Origin of the sequence: Paenibacillus amylolyticus (assembly GCF_050990605.1) — a bacterium.
Classification (GTDB): Bacteria; Bacillota; Bacilli; order Paenibacillales; family Paenibacillaceae; genus Paenibacillus; species Paenibacillus amylolyticus_H.
The window spans coordinates 2,064,402-2,082,134 of sequence record NZ_CP158832.1 but is presented as its reverse complement, the minus strand read 5'-3'; the positions used below and the strand labels follow the sequence as shown (position 1 = coordinate 2,082,134).

Annotated in this window: 19 protein-coding genes and 1 other RNA gene; 6 read left to right on the top strand and 14 right to left on the bottom strand. The window is 45.7% G+C overall.

The annotated features are described in order from the left end of the window. Positions 1-46 precede the first annotated feature (46 nt). The 3 genes from ABTV53_RS09620 to ABTV53_RS09610 form a co-directional block, all read right to left on the bottom strand. Entirely contained in the window at positions 47-529 is a 483-nt protein-coding gene (locus tag ABTV53_RS09620; protein ID WP_433752563.1) for a DUF309 domain-containing protein, read from the bottom strand. Continuing rightward, positions 516-1,331, bottom strand: coding sequence for a GTP pyrophosphokinase (locus tag ABTV53_RS09615; RefSeq protein WP_433752561.1), 816 nt, complete (start codon positions 1,329-1,331; stop codon positions 516-518). Before ABTV53_RS09615 ends, ABTV53_RS09620 begins: the two co-directional genes overlap by 14 nt. Positions 1,332-1,466: 135 nt before the next feature. After that, complete coding sequence (locus ABTV53_RS09610; protein ID WP_278295852.1) at positions 1,467-2,564, bottom strand: quinone-dependent dihydroorotate dehydrogenase; 1,098 nt, start codon at positions 2,562-2,564, stop codon at positions 1,467-1,469. Between the two features lie 253 nt (positions 2,565-2,817). Here ABTV53_RS09610 and ABTV53_RS09605 point away from each other — a divergent pair, with 253 nt between their 5' ends. Continuing rightward, the gene (locus ABTV53_RS09605; RefSeq protein ID WP_017689367.1) at positions 2,818-2,955 is read left to right on the top strand and encodes a hypothetical protein; all 138 of its coding nucleotides are present in this window, start codon (positions 2,818-2,820) and stop codon (positions 2,953-2,955) included. A 42-nt stretch (positions 2,956-2,997) separates the two neighbouring features. Here ABTV53_RS09605 and ABTV53_RS09600 read toward each other — a convergent pair whose 3' ends face one another. The 3 genes from ABTV53_RS09600 to ABTV53_RS09590 all read right to left on the bottom strand — a co-directional run bounded on the left by ABTV53_RS09600 (position 2,998) and on the right by ABTV53_RS09590 (position 6,322). Then, positions 2,998-4,440, bottom strand: a complete 1,443-nt coding sequence (locus ABTV53_RS09600) for a L,D-transpeptidase family protein (protein WP_433752560.1) — start codon at positions 4,438-4,440, stop codon at positions 2,998-3,000. Positions 4,441-4,660: 220 nt separating this feature from the next. After that, positions 4,661-4,903 (bottom strand): ferredoxin, encoded by a 243-nt coding sequence (locus ABTV53_RS09595; protein WP_433752559.1) that lies wholly within the window; start codon positions 4,901-4,903, stop codon positions 4,661-4,663. 117 nt (positions 4,904-5,020) lie between these two features. Beyond that, a complete protein-coding gene (locus ABTV53_RS09590; protein WP_433754137.1) occupies positions 5,021-6,322 on the bottom strand; it encodes a DNA polymerase IV in 1,302 nt (433 codons plus the stop codon). 532 nt (positions 6,323-6,854) lie between these two features. On the opposite strand from ABTV53_RS09590, the gene cimA reads away from it, so the two are divergent. After that, positions 6,855-8,474 carry a citramalate synthase gene (gene cimA / locus ABTV53_RS09585; RefSeq protein WP_421897135.1) on the top strand — a complete coding sequence of 540 codons (1,620 nt, stop codon included), beginning with the start codon at positions 6,855-6,857 and terminating at the stop codon, positions 8,472-8,474. A 79-nt stretch (positions 8,475-8,553) separates the two neighbouring features. Here the strand turns inward: cimA and ABTV53_RS09580 are convergent, their stop codons facing one another. Then, positions 8,554-9,105 carry a TlpA family protein disulfide reductase gene (locus ABTV53_RS09580; protein ID WP_433752558.1) on the bottom strand — a complete coding sequence of 184 codons (552 nt, stop codon included), beginning with the start codon at positions 9,103-9,105 and terminating at the stop codon, positions 8,554-8,556. A 226-nt stretch (positions 9,106-9,331) separates the two neighbouring features. Here ABTV53_RS09580 and ABTV53_RS09575 point away from each other — a divergent pair, with 226 nt between their 5' ends. Next, positions 9,332-9,823: a M67 family metallopeptidase gene (locus tag ABTV53_RS09575; protein ID WP_433752556.1), complete on the top strand. Its 492-nt coding sequence runs from the start codon at positions 9,332-9,334 to the stop codon at positions 9,821-9,823. On the opposite strand, the gene ABTV53_RS09570 is transcribed toward ABTV53_RS09575, so the two are convergent. Genes ABTV53_RS09570 through ABTV53_RS09560 form a run of 3 tightly spaced genes read right to left on the bottom strand, consistent with a single transcriptional unit; the run spans position 9,809 to position 13,070 of the window. Next, a complete protein-coding gene (locus ABTV53_RS09570) occupies positions 9,809-10,546 on the bottom strand; it encodes an exonuclease domain-containing protein (protein ID WP_433752554.1) in 738 nt (245 codons plus the stop codon). The genes ABTV53_RS09575 and ABTV53_RS09570 overlap by 15 nt on opposite strands. After that, positions 10,543-11,628: a DUF294 nucleotidyltransferase-like domain-containing protein gene (locus ABTV53_RS09565; protein ID WP_433754135.1), complete on the bottom strand. Its 1,086-nt coding sequence runs from the start codon at positions 11,626-11,628 to the stop codon at positions 10,543-10,545. The genes ABTV53_RS09570 and ABTV53_RS09565 overlap by 4 nt, the downstream gene beginning before the upstream one ends. A 41-nt stretch (positions 11,629-11,669) precedes the next feature. Continuing rightward, the gene (locus ABTV53_RS09560) at positions 11,670-13,070 is read right to left on the bottom strand and encodes an ammonium transporter (RefSeq protein WP_433752552.1); all 1,401 of its coding nucleotides are present in this window, start codon (positions 13,068-13,070) and stop codon (positions 11,670-11,672) included. Between the two features lie 352 nt (positions 13,071-13,422). On the opposite strand from ABTV53_RS09560, the gene ABTV53_RS09555 reads away from it, so the two are divergent. Both ABTV53_RS09555 and ABTV53_RS09550 read left to right on the top strand, forming a co-directional pair. Next, positions 13,423-13,851: a MerR family transcriptional regulator gene (locus ABTV53_RS09555; RefSeq protein ID WP_433752550.1), complete on the top strand. Its 429-nt coding sequence runs from the start codon at positions 13,423-13,425 to the stop codon at positions 13,849-13,851. Between the two features lie 28 nt (positions 13,852-13,879). Continuing rightward, positions 13,880-14,560 (top strand): zinc metallopeptidase, encoded by a 681-nt coding sequence (locus tag ABTV53_RS09550; protein ID WP_036609646.1) that lies wholly within the window; start codon positions 13,880-13,882, stop codon positions 14,558-14,560. A gap of 35 nt (positions 14,561-14,595) precedes the next feature. On the opposite strand, the gene ABTV53_RS09545 is transcribed toward ABTV53_RS09550, so the two are convergent. Further along, positions 14,596-15,507, bottom strand: a complete 912-nt coding sequence (locus ABTV53_RS09545) for a LysR family transcriptional regulator (protein ID WP_062833647.1) — start codon at positions 15,505-15,507, stop codon at positions 14,596-14,598. Positions 15,508-15,577: 70 nt separating this feature from the next. After that, positions 15,578-16,204, bottom strand: coding sequence for a rhomboid family intramembrane serine protease (locus ABTV53_RS09540; protein WP_341006797.1), 627 nt, complete (start codon positions 16,202-16,204; stop codon positions 15,578-15,580). A gap of 148 nt (positions 16,205-16,352) precedes the next feature. On the opposite strand from ABTV53_RS09540, the gene tpx reads away from it, so the two are divergent. Next, the gene (tpx, locus tag ABTV53_RS09535; RefSeq protein ID WP_433752547.1) at positions 16,353-16,871 is read left to right on the top strand and encodes a thiol peroxidase; all 519 of its coding nucleotides are present in this window, start codon (positions 16,353-16,355) and stop codon (positions 16,869-16,871) included. Between the two features lie 71 nt (positions 16,872-16,942). On the opposite strand, the gene ABTV53_RS09530 is transcribed toward tpx, so the two are convergent. Next, positions 16,943-17,335 (bottom strand): DUF1499 domain-containing protein, encoded by a 393-nt coding sequence (locus ABTV53_RS09530; protein ID WP_017689382.1) that lies wholly within the window; start codon positions 17,333-17,335, stop codon positions 16,943-16,945. Between the two features lie 172 nt (positions 17,336-17,507). Beyond that, a non-coding RNA gene (ssrS, locus tag ABTV53_RS09525) (6S RNA) lies at positions 17,508-17,699 on the bottom strand. Positions 17,700-17,733 lie beyond the last annotated feature (34 nt).

Below are 17,733 nucleotides of genomic sequence, written 5' to 3'. Positions count from 1 at the left end.
TTCATATCCATGGGATGCTCATTTGGATGTCAACGCTGATTACTGCTTAACTTTTACCCTGATCCATCGCCTTCATCTTCTCTTCGTATATTCGCCCTCTGGTAGGACTCCGGCGTTGCGGAATATTAGGTTGTAGCTCAAGCGATCTTCTAGATATCTCTTGTTCCAAGACCTCATCAACAATTCGTATGGACAAATCCCTGTAAGTCACAGACTGAACATCTGATTGGGATAGTTCCTTCACGATTTCCTGTACTTCTGATACCAAAGCCCCTAGGTCAATGCCCAGAATCGTAGCAGGAAAAGGTTCCAGAAGATCAAGTGAGCTCTGTAACATCATCGTTCCTCCGCGGAGATTGCCATTTCTGAAGTGGTACAAACCAACCGCAATCTGCAACAATCCTTTATAGAGAGAATCCCGGTTACGTTCAAGCCACAATTCTTCCAGCACCTCATGGCACTCGAAATAATCCTGATCCCGGTTGAAGTAGATTAAGTAGTCAATGTACAGTGGCTCATAGCTGCTCATCCGGGTTCTCGCCCTTTCTGGCGTTGTTCAGAAGTTTTTTCACGTCATCCAGCAAGTCTTTGAGCCCTTCCATATCATGTCGTTCCCAATACTCGTTAAAGCGCTTCTGTGCCTCAATCGCTTCACTGACAAGGTGATAGAAGTATAATTGATGTATAATATTCAATGTTCTTGAAACGATATTGGAATCATCTTCAAAGGCCTTCTGCGCCTCCAAAATCTGTAGACGAATTGCAGACATCTCATTATCCAGTACAAAAGCGGCTTCAGCTGTTTTTTTCAGCCTGGCTCGCATGTCATCCGGTAAACTCTCCCGAAATTTGTAACTCAGGGAATGTTCAATGGTAGCCCAGAAATTCATGGCAAGTGTCCGGATCTGAATCTCGGCCAATACGATCTTTTGTCCCAGAGCCGTCTGAACGGGATACTCAATAATCATGTGGAAGCTGCGATAACCGCTCTCTTTGAAATTCGTAATATAATCTTTCTCAATGAGTACCGTGAGATCCTTGCGACCTCGGATGTATTCTGCAACCCGACGGATATCATCTACGAATTGGCACATGATACGGATACCTGCAATATCCTCAATGCCTGTCTCCACGTCGTCAAGTGACACATTCAGTCGTCTGGATTTCTCCAGAATACTGGATATTTTTTTGACACGACCGGTAACGAATTCAATCGGGGCATACTCTTCCCGTTTTTTCAGCTCCGCCCGCATTGTCTTAAACTTGACTTTTAATTCCTCTACCGCTTGTTCATAAGGAAGTAAAAATGTACCCCAGTCTCTACCGTCCATGCTTATGCCTCCTGTCTCTATAGCGTCCCCTGTTCTATTCCATTATACATGATGTTTGGTGGGGGGAAGAGTCCCGAAGCATTTTACGCTCTTCCATGCTTCTATATTATTATTCCGGGGATTTAACAATCCTTCTTAACGATGCTCCGCACCAACCGCTTCAGAGATATGACGATAACCGTCCTTGCGCAGTAACTCACGCAGTCCGGCATGAATACGCCGATTCACCTCAGGTCCTTCATAGATCAATGCTGTATATATTTCGACCAGGCTTGCTCCGGCTTTAATTTTCTCATATGCATCCTCACTTGTGAAAATGCCACCTGAACCGATGATCGGAAGTTTGCCTTCGGTCTGACGATAGATCTGGCGAATAATCTCCGTAGAACGTTCACGCAGCGGTTTACCGCTCAGACCGCCAGTCTCTTTCGCATGTTGGTGGGAAAGTCCTGTACGACTAATGGTTGTGTTCGTTGCAATAATGCCAGCAACGCCGCTGTCTGCAATGGTGCGAACCATATATTCAAGTTCCTGATCATTCACATCCGGTGCAATCTTCACCAGAACGGATTTGGCCGCTCCGCCTGCCCGTGCATGCTGCACGTTCATCTCGTTCATAACCGCAGCGAGCAGTTCCTTCAATTCATTCCCATGTTGCAGATTACGCAAATCTGGTGTATTTGGTGAACTGATATTAACCACGAACAGATCAGCGTAATCGTATAGTGCCTGAATGCACTTCGAATAGTCCAGGTGAGCTTCCTCATTCGACGTTGCCTTATTTTTGCCGATGTTAACCGCCACTGGAATACGCCGATCCTGAAGACGTGCCAATTCACCTGCCATGGCTTCCGCACCAAGATTGTTGAAGCCCATTCGGTTCACCAAAGCCTCATCTGGAGGCAAACGGAACAGTCGTGGTTGATCGTTACCCGGTTGTGCAAGTGGTGTCACGGTTCCCACTTCCATGAATCCAAATCCGATGGAAGAAAAGCCCGTTACGGCCTGTCCGTTTTTGTCCAGACCCGCAGCCAGACCAACAGGTGTAGGGAAATGACACCCAAACATGTCAACAGCCAGATCAGACGTTTCACGAACGCCGTACATCACTCGCAGTCCGGAAGGTACCGGGCGGATGCTGCCCACGCCACTAAGGCCGCCAATAATCAGATGATGGGCCTGTTCAGGGTCCATTTTGAACAACAAAGGTTTAGCAAGACTTCTGTATAACAAATCACTCACTCCGTTCTGGTCCGGTACGCCAAAAAGCCGTTTTCCGTCTTTTCATATGTAAAAAACACTCTACACACAAGTCTATCTGTTTCTTATTAAAAAGAAAAGTATTTTGCACATAGACAGCACAAATCGAATAATACAAAATGCTCACAAGAAATCCACCCGCCCACTGGAAATAACGAGTTGAATTCTTTACAATGAGAGCATGGTTACTCTACACCAGTTCTATTCCAATAAGGAGGAATAACTCATGGCTCCCAAACGTAAACCACCTGCATTACAGCAAAAGAAAGAAGAAGTGAATCGCAAAGCCATTGCATGGACTGCAGCCAGTGTAGGCGGCTTGATCATCATTATTGGTGCTCTTATCATTATTGCCAACATGTAGATGATTCAGGCTGAATCCATCTGATTCTACATATCAAGCAGATCAATTCAGCCAGTGATACGTTTTGTTCGGATTATTCTGCTTTGGAACAAGTGTATGCTGATAACGCTGCTTTGCTTCTGGAACAAGCGTCAGATCTGGCAGTACATCTTCTCCAATGCGTACCGGAGTACCTTGCGGAGCGAGAGCGAACAGCTCTTCTACATCTCCTGTACGCATTCTCACACATCCAAGGGACTCATCCAGTCCGATACTGTCTGGCTCATTGGTCCCGTGGATGGCATAATTCGTGTTGGAGAGCTGCATCCCCCTGCTGCCAAACTCACCATTCGAGCGCCCATTCGGATTGACCACTTTATCCGTAATGACAAATGAACCTTCCGGTGTTCGATCACCACCAAGCCCTACATCATACATACGAACAATGGTATCCCCACTGATTAATGCAAGTTTATGTATATCCTTATCAATGACAATTTCAAGCGGTTCCTGCAAAAAAGGCTGACCTCCCAGCGTATCTGCAAAAACGGCATTCTTGCCTTGAGGTGAATTGGAAGTCGTCGAACCGTTCTCCTCACCACTCTCATCGCCCTTTCCTTCCAATGCCTTTCCTTGATGCAAGGCTAGCAGCTTTGGAAACATCTCTGTCATGCCTGGCGCAGTCTCTCCCAGAATATTGTTCGGAAATGGCTGGGCTATTTGCGTTACACTCTTGGGCCAAGCGTCATTTTTTTTGCGATAGGCAACGATTGCACTTGATAATGATGCAGCCGCTTCCTGCTTGGCGGTCCACGCCAAGGCCATCTTTTTGATTTTCGGTGTAACTTCAGGAGGTTCACAGTTACATTGCTTGGCATCATAACTCTGTGCAGTTAATTTGCCGCTTGTATTGGTTTGTACTATGTATTTCACAGGCATATTTCGCTTCCATAAAGACCAGTCATCCGAGGTTTGCATACCCAGTACAGCCGAAGTCTCTACTTTTGGGCCAGACCCGGACCATGCAGCTGCGAGCGCAGCCTCGCCATGGTTGCCTCCACCAAATGCGGCAGCGGTGAACACATTACTTGGTGGAATGGATGCAGTCCCAGCCTGTTGATCCGCTCCTACTGGGTCAGGGATTTCATCCGTGGATTCCAATGCTGCTGACAGTGCGTCGGCCTCTTCACGACTGAAACCCGGAGCGTCGGCAGGCGGCAGACCAGCCAACACAAGCAGCATGAACAACGTAAGCCACATTTTGCGTCTACGTTGTTTTTTCTCTTTTTGCTCAGACATCTCCACCAATTTCTCCTGATAGTCCACCCAGATGTCAGCTGGTGCTTTACTGCGTTCAAATGCTTCGTAAACCTCGCCCGCTTGCTGAAAGCAATAGTTGGCTTTGGCCTCCTGTCCTTCGCCCAAGTACTCCTTTCCAAGCAAGTACCAGGCCATTTTATTGTCTGGATGTTTCTTGACATATGTTCTTAGATGAGTATTTTGCATCCGATCCTCCACTATTTCGCCTTTTTCCGTATATTCTTATATATCGGCATAAGCAGGCGTTGAATCCATAGGACTTCAGTACCCGGTGGAAAAAAGGAATTTCGACAAGGTTCGTTCTGGGTCCAAAGATCAGATAATTCCAGTTAAAATGAAAAACAAAAGAGCACCTTCCCCTGTCATAAAGACAAAAGAAAGTGCTCTGTATTCATGTGAGAAAACCTTAACCCTCTTTATTGAAAGGCTCGTCCGCTACTTTGATTGAATCTGTAGGGCAGCCGTCGCATGCATCCTGCATATCGTCAAACAAGTCGTCTGGAATAGCTTTAACACCCTTGTTAGCATCGCCGTCAAAGATAACTTCTGCCAAACCTTCATCATCGTAATCGTAGATGTCTGGAGCCGTTGCTCCACAAGCGCCACATGCGATGCAAGTGTCTTTTTCAACCCAAGTATATTTACTCATTTACATTCTCTCCTCCTAAAATTCGAAACGTACAGTGTTTTTATCTAGAAACATATTAAACCAAAGTAAGAATAATTACAAATCATTTTGCAACCACAAGTCTTTATTATCCCCTATTTAATCAAGACTTTGCAAGTTATCTTTTTGCAGGGAAGTCCCGCGCACTTTATGATTGCGAAGCAACACGGAAGGATCATCCCCAAGCATGCCTGCGGTCACAACAGCATTCTCACCAAATTTATCACGTAACTGATCCATAATGCGAATCAGATTGTCCTTCTTGGGCTTCTGCTCATATTCGAACAAATCCATCTGCACAGCGGATTCTTCTCTTGGAATCAGGTTCTGAAGTGTCACACCCAGCATGCGTACAGGCTTGCCACTCCCCCAATGCTTCTCAAATAGTTTACAGGCTTCACGATAGATGACCGCTGCATCCTCCGTAGGAACTTCCATTAGACGTGATCGGGTGATTGTCTTCATATCCGGTGTGCGAATCGTAATCTGAATCCCCTGGCTGAACATTTCGTGCTTGCGCAATCTTCTGGCTACCTGGTCACTTATATTGAGAAATACCCGATGAATCTCATTCATATCCGATACATCCGCCGGTAAAGTGGTTGTATGCCCAATGGATTTATTGGCCTCCCGTTCCGCGTGAACTGCGGAATGGTTAATGCCATTCGCAGAATTTTTGAGCCATGCTCCATTAACTCCGAATAGTTCGGTCAACATGTTCTCATCCGACTTGGCCAATTGACCAATCGTTTCAATGCCCAGTTTTTTCAGCTTTTCAGCCGTTTTTTTGCCAATGCCAAACATCTCATTGCATGGTCTGTGCCAAAGAATCCGGGGTACGTCCCTCATGCGTAAAACGGAGATACCGTTCGGTTTTTTCAAGTCCGAGGCCATTTTCGCCAATAATTTATTGGGTGCAATGCCAATGGAACAAGGCAGTCCCAATTCATCCTTGATTCGACGCTGAATGCTCTCTGCAATCTCCATTGGATTCCCGAATTGTCTTGAGCCTGTAATATCCAGATAACACTCATCAATGGACGTCGCCTCAAGCAGAGGGGTATAACTATACGCAATCTGCATGAACGCTCTTGAATATTGACGATATAAATGAAAATCGGGACGAATCACGATAAGATCAGGGCACTTCTTCATCGCTTGGTGTACAACCATGCCTGTTGAGATCCCCCGGTTACGAGCGGTATATGAGCAGGTTACGATTACACCCTTGCGCAGTTCACTACTGCCCGCAACGGCCGTTGCTTTTCCTCTATATAGATCCGGTTCCTCCGCTTCATGTACAGAGCAGTAGAAAGCATTCATATCCACATGCAGAATCACCCGTCCGGCTGTAGGGTAATATTGATCCACATTCGCTGGAGGATTGCCGTCTGAAGACATCATGACCCCCGCCCTTTCATGCACACTAAATAATGAAAACTAAATTACTTTCTTCTATAGTATATCAAACCTGTTATGTTAATTCAGTTGCCGGATTTTATTTTCTACGAGATCTGATCAAAGACCGAATAATCAACCAGCCTACACTCACAAAAAGGATTAAAGTGATCAGGGCTATAACTGTATTTTCCCATACAAAACTCAAAATCAACCCTCCTTTTATTCCATATATTCCAATTAAACCTTAATAATAGATTATAACATACATTCGGATTATGATTAACATCCTTCTTTTTAGTCTAAAATCCGAGAATTGTTACATGAAACTGCGATTTCGATGTAGCTTTTGGTTATAATGGTGCTATAATAATTAATTATACAAATTGACGACTTTAGGACAAATCAACGCATCCAGTTTAACACAGTGTAGCGTTGCCGAATCGAAGGATTTATCCATTAACGTACTTAACTGCTATTCCCAACTTACAATTCAAATTTTTAAAAGAGCGCTTTATCTCAAAGGAGGATCTTCATGTCAAAGGCCATTTCCATCTTCGATACGACTTTACGTGACGGCACACAAGGGGAGGGTGTCAGCTTATCGGCAGACGACAAACTCAAAATTGCCAAGAAGCTTGATGACCTGGGTGTCCATTATATTGAAGGCGGAATTCCCGGCAGCAATACCAAGGACATCGAGTTTTTCAAAAGAGTCAAGGAATTAAACCTGAATGCAAAGGTCGTTGCTTTTGGCAGTACACGCCGTAAAGGCAGCGTTGCCAGTGAAGACGCCAACCTGAAACGCATGATCGAATCTGGTGCTCAGGCCGCAACCCTTGTTGGAAAATCCTGGGACTTCCATGTGCACACCGCTTTGCAAACCACACTGGAAGAGAATCTGTCCATGATCTATGATTCCATCGCCTATCTGAAACAGAATGGTATGGAAGTCATCTTTGATGCAGAACATTTTTTCGATGGATTCAAACATAACCCGGAGTATGCTCAAGCGGTCTTGACCAAGGCTCACGAAGCTGGAGCGGACTGGCTCGTTATGTGTGATACCAACGGCGGGACAATGCCTAATGAGGTGCACGAGATCGTATCCACACTGCACAGAAGCCTGCCTCACGCCCATCTCGGCATCCATACACATAATGATTGTGAACTGGCTGTGGCCAACACACTCAGCGCTGTACAAGCCGGAGCCCGTCAGGTTCAAGGAACGATGAACGGTTATGGAGAGCGTTGCGGTAACGCCAACCTCGCATCCATTATCCCGAACCTGCAACTGAAGCTTGGCTATGAATGTGTTACTGAGGATTCAATGAAACAACTTACAAACGTGGCTCGTTATGTTAGCGAGATTGCCAATGTGAATATGCCGATTAATCAGCCTTATGTCGGCAATGCTGCTTTTGCTCACAAAGGTGGAATTCACGTCTCTGCCATCCTGCGGGATTCACGCACGTATGAACATATCGTGCCTGAACTGGTCGGTAACAAGCAACGTGTACTGGTCTCGGAACTTGCCGGACAGAGTAATATTGTATCCAAAGCGCAGGAACTGGGGCTTGAGTTCGACCCAAGCAGTGCCAATTCACGTCAGATTATTGAGAAAATCAAAGATCTGGAGCATCAGGGTTACCAATTCGAAGGCGCGGATGCCTCGCTCGAATTGTTAATTCGTGAAGCGAACGGTGACATGAAAGAATTGTTCACTTTCGAATCATTCAAAATGCTTGTGGAGAAAACGGCAGGCAAATCCGTTGTTTCTGAAGCTTTTGTCAAACTTAATGTAGCTGGAACAAGTGTCTACACCGCTGCTGAAGGTAACGGTCCGGTTAATGCACTCGATAACGCGCTTCGGAAAGCACTGGTACAATACTTCCCTTCACTTGCCAACATGCATCTCTCGGACTATAAAGTACGTGTACTGGATGAGAAAGATGCCACTGCTGCCAAAGTTCGTGTTTTGATCGAATCCAAAAATACGGAAAACACATGGAACACGGTTGGTGTATCCGAGAACGTCATTGAAGCAAGTTGGGAAGCTCTCGTGCACAGTTTCCGCTATGCGCTGCTTCAAGAAAAATTGCAGGATGAGCCGGGTATACTCCCCGTTCCTGCTCACGGGCTAAGTAATCATTAAAGTGTATTTCCCGGAAAATAAAAAGAAGCCTATTGTACCCATGATTCATGGATACCAAGGCTTCTTTCTTTGCAGAAAATTAATTTGCAATCAATTTTTTGATCTTACGTTCCAACTCTTTCTCGGGCAATATGCCCAGAACGATCTCCTGTATAACTCCTCTGGAGTCAATCAAAACGTTCGTTGGAAAAGCAACTCCATTGTATTGAGCATATACAGTTCCCTTCTCGTCCAAGGGAATAGGGAATGTCAGTTGGTACTCATCCACAAAAGCTTTGGCATCCTTGAGTTTATCGTAGGTTGTTACGTTAACCCCATACATGTCAAGCTTGTCCTTGTATTTCGCAGCCATTCTATTCAGCTCGGGAGCTTCCTGCTTGCACGGCTCACACCAGGATGCCCAGAAACTGACGAACGTGGCTTTATCTTTGGCTCCGCCCACACTGTACGTCTTTCCATCCATTGCTGTCAGAGAAAAAGCAGGTGCCAGAAGACCCGCACGCGGTCCCGTCTCAGTAGGCATGGGTTCTTCCTGCTTAAAGACGGCTGCAATGCCGTCACCCGCATTCTGGGCCAGTGCAATACCAACCAGCAAGACAACACCAAGGAGTATGTATATGTTTCGTTTCATAACCCGCCACCCTTTTATATAATTAGCATATTGATACTGAAACCGTAATTTCTGCACATGCTAAGTGTTTATCACGCTCTATCACAGTTCACCAGAACATGATTCCAAAATGTTCTCTTTAATATTGTACCCTTTTCCTTTAAAATTTTACAATCCGGATTACAGAAAATAAAATGAAAAAGGACTCCTGCCTAAGCAGGAGCCAAAGAGAGAGGGGTGAATACAAATGGCAGCACTTCACGGGCAGCAAAACACCTTCTACATCCCTTCTTCCGTAGAACAAGAGATGTGTAAGCACATGTTCCTTTCGCTGCCGCAAGAAGCCTGCGGGGTTATGCTGGGTGAAACCGCAGCGGGTGGTATACGAATCAGTCGGTTTCAACCCATTCGTAACGTAGCACCTGACCCGCTGCACCATTTTACTCTGGACGATGCCGAATGGATTCGGTGCGTATTCTCCGAGCCTAAGCTCATTGGTATCTTCCATTCTCATCCGCAGACCAGGCCTGTTCCTTCCGTAGAGGACATGCAAGCTCTTCCGGCCTTCGCCGGTTTGCTTCAGATGTACCTCATCGGCTCACCCGACCTAACAAGCGGGTTGCGATCTCATATGCATCTGAACGGTTATCTGATTGAATCTTCGAAGAAATTGCCGGATCAAGCACACCACGTTGCGCCTTCTTACCATCTGCTTCCCGTTCCGTTATGCGTGACTTAGCTGAGTGTACAAATCACCCAGGGTCTCCACATTTTTACGCATCATGTCCTCCAAATAACAGGACCATAACTGTGCAGTCATTTTTGAATCTTCCAGTGCATGGTGACGCCCATAGATCGGAATGCCTCTGGATTCCAACAATTCATCCAGACCATACCCTGGCCTGCTTGGTTCAAGCCAGCGGGCCAACATCATCGTATCAATTAAACGATGTGTCAGCCTTACTTTCGAAGTCCGCCACAGAGCAGCATTCAGAAAGGCTCGATCATGCGCACTTGCGTGTGCAATCAGAACATTTCCACCTACAAAAGACATGAAATCATGCAGCCCTTCCAGCAAAGTCGGTGCGTCCATCGTCATCTCCTGTGTAATACCTGTAAGTTCAGTAATATGTTCCGGAACCGCAGTCTTGGACTGCACCACCGTATAGAACTGCTCCCCTTCCAGTACCACACCACCATGGATACGGACCGCACCAAATGAGATAATCTCATCCCCATGCTGGGGCGAAAAACCCGTCGTTTCCAGATCAAATACAACTGCGTCCAGCTCATTTAGAGGCGTATGCAGAACCTCAGGTCTGCGCTGTTCTCTCATCATGGAGCGGATAAACGCCATGTGTTGCGCCGTAGGGGCTCCCATAATGGAAGCGATGGCGGAAGGAACCCCTCCCTGACGCAGCGAATTCCAGAATCCTGTATTGCCCCTTGCCGGCTCTCTCATGGACGTCTCCTTTCTGCAAAACGCAACTGTCTTTGCAAAGCACGATGCACTCGTCGTACCAACCCGAGCGTATCCCTGAGCTCATAATGAATCTGTTTTTGTTTCATCTGTTTCTCATCCAGGAACCCGCTGCTATGTTGCAAATCCCCCTGGATGACAACCGGCGTACTTCGGCGAAACTTCAAAGCGGCTATGAAGGCCCGCTGACATGCATCCAGTAATGTAAATGGAACAGCTTCAAGTGAAGTCAGTCTCTCCATTCTTTTTAACGTAGATGCCTCCTTGATCCCATGTTGCAAAGCCAAATAACGGGCACTGTTCACCAGCGGAATGTACAAACCATACTTGACATCAAATCCACCCGCATGTTCACCAAATCGTTCTGTGACCACACGTCCAAGCACATTTAATGTAGCTTTATGTTTAACCGTATTGCGAAGAACTGCATCCGAAAGTTCAGGAACCAGTCTGAACTGTTCATAAAAACTCATGATCCATTCCTCCGCCAGACTTTGCTCACCTGCAACAAAACGCATGTCTGAAGCAATAATCAGATTACGAACAGGCTCCCAATTCAGATCCGAGCTCCAATCTGCTAATTGTTGTTTCCATGACGCCAATGTTTTTCTCCACAGCGGCTCAGAGCACATGACTTTGCCTTCGCACTTGGCGTAACCAAGCTCTTCCAACATGTCTGTCATTCGCTGTCCGAGCTGAGCAAAATATTCCTCTTTACCTTCAAGCGGAGTATCGCTAATGATCATGCCATTATCCTGATCACTCCATAACGTTGCTTCTTCCCTGCCGGAACTGCCAAATACGATAAAGGCATAGGGGACGGGAGGTTGGCCGAAGCCTTCCTCAACCATCCCCTGAATGCATAACTCTACTGCTTTCCGTGCAATCCGGTCATGCAGTTCATTTACCGTTTGGTACCACTCGATCGGCGACAAGGAAGCGGACAACAATTCCTGGAGCTCGTTCTGTAATATCACACGTACCTGGCGCAGTTCTTGAGAAGACACCGCACCATCGATTCCCTTATAAGACCAGGAATAGTTTGTATACGAGATGGGTTCCATCATGTCCAGCCTCCTTGAAGCATGATTCAGCATTATTCACCTCAGGAGCTGAACGTACCGCCACCCGATTTAGAATCTACATTTTTCATTTGTTCAGGGTATCCGTAAGTTCCGTGCTCACTGATATCCAGACCCATTGTTTCTTCTTCTTCAGTAACACGGATGCCCATAATTGCTTTCATTCCGCCCAGAATAATGAAGGACATTACCAGTACGAAGGCAAAAGCACCTGCCAGACCTAGAAGCTGTACGCCCAATTGGTGGAAGCCACCGCCATAGAACAGACCCGCTTGACCTACACCGGCATTCTCGGCAAGTTCAGGAGTAGCGAACAAACCCGTGGAGATCGCACCCCACATACCAGCAATACCATGCACGGAGAAAGCGTAGATTGGATCGTCAATTCCTTTACGATCGAAGTACTGTGCTGTGAAGAATGTGATGATACCCGCCAAAGCACCGATAACCAGAGCGGCCCAAGGTTCAACGAATGCACATGCTCCTGTAATCGCAACGAGTGCCGCAAGCACACCGTTTAACATGCTAGGAATATCAGACTTACCAAGTACTGCCCATGAGATCAACAGCGCAGCAACACCACCGGCTGCAGCAGCTACGTTAGTAGTTAATGCAACATAACCGAAGAATCCATCTCCCATGGCAGACAATGTACTACCTGGGTTGAATCCGAACCAACCGATCCAGAGGATGATAACCCCGAGTACAGAATACACTTGGTTGTGACCTGGAATGATGTTAGGTTTGCCGTCTTTGTTATATTTACCAATACGTGGTTTCAACAGGATGGTAGCTACCAATGCTGCAGTCGCACCAGTCAAGTGAACAACCGTCGATCCTGCAAAGTCTTGCATACCCAGCTCAGCCAACCAGCCGCCGCCCCATACCCAGTGAGCAACAACCGGATACATGATAATGGTGTACAGTGTACCGAAAACAATATATACGCTCATCTTTGCACGTTCAGCCATACCACCGCAGGCAATGGCCAGAGATACCGCCGCAAAGGCGAGGTGGAATACAAATTTGATGGTCAGCGGAACATCCGAGAAAGCCAATGATTCAAAGGAAGCTGCCATACTGTCTCCACTTAGGAAGAATCCGGTAGTTCCAAAGAATCCATTACCATTACCGAAGCCTAGACCAAAACCCAGTCCCCAGAAGGCAATAACTGAAATCCCCAAGGTCAGGATGGTCTTACCCGCAATGTGTCCTGCATTCTTCATCCGTGTTGAACCCGCTTCGAGTAAAGCAAATCCCCCTTGCATCAAGAACACGAGTACCACAGCCAGAAACGTAAAGGCTGAGTTCAAACCACTTTGAAGTTCAATGTTAGTCGGACCCTCCGCAGCCGCAAATGCGCTGACCGGAAAAGCGAACAAAGTAAGCATTACTAACACGGAAACCAACCATTTCTTTCTCATATACCCCACTCCCTCTTATGTTAAGTTTCTTCACATAACGTGAAACTCTTAATGTCATTATAAGCAGAAGAGAGGAAAGTTGACAAGAGTATTTTCATCAAAACTGAAAATTATTTCTGGGAATAAAGTCATACGTCTTTTTCTTGCACTTAAGTACATAATCACATTCTATGAGCACATAGATATAGAAATGCAGTATGAAGATTGCCAAAGCATAACGTTTGACTGTACGGTTAAAGATCATGTATCATACTTATTAGTAAGAACAATTGGGCGTAGTCTAGAAATTCACAAACGGAAACTACAATTCCCTACATTTGAACTTGCAAGCGAGGTGAATATCATTGGGGATATGAAACTTTTTCGGATTGGCGAACTTGCCAAAACCGCTGGTGTTAGTGAACGGACGATTGATTATTACACAAAGCTTGGACTAATCGCTCCCGAAGAACGTACACAAAAAAATTATCGTCTCTATAGTAATGAAACTTTAACGAGGCTTGAACGTATTGTACAGATGAAACAAGAGAAGTATAGTCTCGACGAGATTAAGCAATCTCTTGAGAAGTGGCGTCTGGTTAGTACAGAAGAACAAGTTGCCAGCAAACTGACAGCATTGGAGCTTCATGTACTACAACTTGAGCGAGAGGTTAACGAACTCAAACCGCTACTTGGAGAGATGAAACCTGTACAAGCACGCAAAATGATGGCAGGACTTCTCACCAAAAGTGCCGGTACGATGGAGGCACTAAAAATCTTGCTTGAGAACACCATGATGTAGCTTATTTTTAGAAAGCGGAGGAATGAATATGAGTTTTAATAACGGTATGTTCGTATTGATCATTATCGCCTTTTTGCTCTCTTTATGGGCGCAATTTCGCGTTAAAGGTACATTTAGACGTTGGTCGGAGGTACCGAACCAGAACGGAATGACTGGTTACGATGCCGCTCGCCAGATGCTCGATGCTAACGGCTTGCATGATGTTCCAATTGAACCCGTACGCGGCACGCTCTCTGATCACTATGATCCGATCAATCGGGTTGTACGTTTATCGGAACCAGTATATTACGAAAACTCAATCTCAGCTGTTTCGGTAGCGTGTCACGAAGTTGGCCACGCCATTCAGCATAAAGAAAGTTATCCAATGCTGGCGCTGCGTCACCGGATCTTCCCCATTGTGAACTTTGCATCCGGATTAGCTCCGTTCCTGTTAATTGCAGGTTTCATCTTCAATGCCATGAACCTTGTCGGTATCGGTATCATCTTCTTCTCCGTAACTGTAGCATTCCAACTCATCACTTTACCGGTTGAGTTCAATGCAAGTAATCGCGCTAGAGAGATTATGGTATCCGAAGGGTACATCCGTAACGAAGAAGAAAAAGGTGTTGCAAAAGTTCTGAATGCCGCAGCCTTGACTTACGTCGCTGCAGCACTGATCTCACTGCTTGAATTGATTCGTTACATCGGAATCTTCAACAGCCGTGATTAATTGGATACCTAATATAACAAAACAATACCCCACCGTTAATCGGATGGGGTATTGTTTTGTTGTAAACCGAAATAATGAAGCAAAAATGAACGAAAGGACTGAGCAACCAACGGCAATTTGTCATCCGCACGGTGAATTAACCCGATGGTCCGTGTTACTTTGGGATGGGAGATGGCCACATGTGCCGGTTGCAACGGATTCGTCTGGAATAACGCCATCTCAGGCAGCAGACTGACCCCCATGCCCGCAGCAACCAATCCACGAATGGTGTCGGTCTCTTCACCCTCAAAAGCGATTTTGGGTGTAAAGCCAGCTTCCAGACAGGCATGCCACACAATAGGACGAAGAGAATAACCTTTGCTAAACAATACAAATTTATCATCCTTGAGCTGTTCCAGTGCAATTGTCTCTTCACCAGCTAACGGGTGATTGGGAGGAAGAATCGCATGTAATTCTTCCGTGAGTACAATATCGCCATCTACTTGATCATGCTTCTCTGGAAAAGGAGAAATAAATGCCAAGTCTACCTCTCCGGATAACACATCACGAATCAGTGTAGGGAACATCCCCTGCTTGAATCTGAATTTCACGTTAGGGTAGCGCTGACGGAAAGCAGCCACAACGGAAGGAATGAGATGAATCCCCAGGCTATGCGGAAATCCAATTCGAATCTCTCCATGCTCCGGGTCAAGAAACTCATGAACTTCCCCGACTGCCTTGTCCAAATCTTTCAATATACCTTCAATTCGTTTGCAAAAAAGCTGTCCTACAGCAGTCAACTGCAGATTACGACCCTTTTGCATAAAAAGGTCCACGCCCAGTTCTTCTTCCAGCTGATGAATCTGACGACTCACCGCCGACTGTGCCACATGCAACTCTTCAGCAGCCTGTGTTACATGTTCCTTCTGTGCCACTTTCAAAAAGTAATGCAACTGTCTTAATTCCACTCGTCCTGATCGCTCCAATCTGTTATACCCTACTTATCCTGGACTGCATTCCATCTTGAGAACGTTCTGACTATCGCTTTAAGCTGCGGGGTTTCCACAATCTGATCAACAGTCCGTAAATGAAGAATCCACCTAACAATCCTCCAAGGTGTGCCATCCAATTGATGCCCGACATGGCGAAGGAGAATATGATCCCGAACAAAAGCAACGTGTACATCGTTTTGCGCGAAGCCTCGTCCATCATCGTTCGCTGGAATAGCGCTACATAGAGGAATGCACCATAGACGGCATAGATCGCTCCTGAAGCACCTACCGAGATGGTAATACTCCCAACCGAGTTGTACCACGCAACAGCAAGAATATTACCCAATACACCGCCACCCAGGTACAATACACCATACCTTACCGACCCGAGCAACCGCTCCATCGGTGGTGCAAATACAATTAACGCAAAGCTGTTAAACAATAAATGACTGAAGCCCGCATGCAGGAAGATGGATGTGATGTAACGCCACCACTCCTGTGCGAACAGCTCATGATTCGTAAGTGCCCCAAATTTCAGCAGCACCATATTGTTCGTTGATCCACCGTTCACCGTTAACACGATAAACATGACTACATTGGCAATTAAAAAAAGCGACGTCAAAGGGAAATACTTCAAATAACCTTTCCAGTTCTCATAGCGAATAAATATCATAAATTTCTTCTTTCACTCCACCCTGTTCAGATCGGACTTACATCTCTGATCCATCGTAATGGTACATGTCCGAATTGGACAATGCCTTTCATAAAAGATTATAATGGATTTTGGCACGGATCACCAATTTATAAGGAGGAACATTATTATGACACAAGAACGTACAGGCGCAGCCACATTTAAAGGCAACCCTATTACATTGATCGGACCCGAACTGAAAGTGGGCGATCAAGCACCTGATTTTACACTGAGCAAGAACCTGGTTGAGGATGCTTCCCTGAAAGACTTCGCAGGCAAAATCAAATTAATCAGCGTTGTCCCTTCCCTGGATACTGGCGTATGCGATGCGCAAACTCGTCGTTTCAACGTGGAAGCTGGAGAACTCGGAGACAATGTTGTTGTCTTGACAGTAAGCGTTGACCTTCCGTTCGCTCAGGCCCGTTGGTGTGGAGCGGCTGGTGTTGACCGCGTAGTTACATTGTCAGACTACAAAACACGTTCTTTCGGTGAAGACTACGGCGTTCTGATCAAAGAATTCCAACTCGACATGCGCGCCATTTTTGTTTTGGATGCCAAAGACCGGATTACATATGTGGAGTATTTGCCTGAAATGACAGACTCCCCTAACTTCGAACAAGCGATTGCTGCTGTAAAAGCTTTGCTATAGAAGTTATCATACGTCCAGAACAAAAGCGAGGAAGGTTAACCTTCACTCGCTTTTGTTATTAATCATCTATTTCAATCATTTGCTTTATACTTGCTTAGCTTTTTATCCAGTACAGAGAATAAGTTCATAATCGTGCGATAATTGGAACCCAAATCTCCAAGTGAACCACGTGAAGCTGAATACATATCCACTGCACTGCGAACAGGACTTACCGAGATAATGGAAACTGTAATATCCATCGTCCGTCCAAAGGTAGTCCGCTTCTCCAGAATAACTTCTCCAACAGAAGGCACTTCATGCAGCACTTTATAACCCGGAATCTTTTTGAGTGTCGAAGAGACCTCTTCCCAGGCTCTATCTTTGGATAAGTTATAATACCGTGTTTTTAATTTGGGATCCTTGGCTCGATCGCTGGTCCCCTCCATGCTGCGGATGATACCGACGAGCGTTCTCTTTAAGGTCAAGACCCTTCCTCCTTTGAATGTAACCGTTCCATTTATGTATCTTAGTGTAACATTGTTCAAGTAGTAACAAAAGGGCAAGCATCATATTTATCGTCAAAACATTCATCACAACTTAAAAACACCCTGAAATTCCTTCTGAAGAGGAAAAGTCAGGGTGCTGTACATGAAAAATTAGGAACCCGCCTATGCCGTCCGGCTACATTGTCTTATGAACCTGCTTGGCAGGTGGGTGACCGCAAAAATGCTTTTTGAAGTCCCCATGTCGTATAGACAGGGCTTTTCAGCAACATTCTGTGTTGATCTCCCGAAGACATCATCATTGGTTCAAAACAACGAATAACCGAAACGTACATCGCAGGATGTACAATTATTATATCCCTAACTGTGTAAAAAGTAAA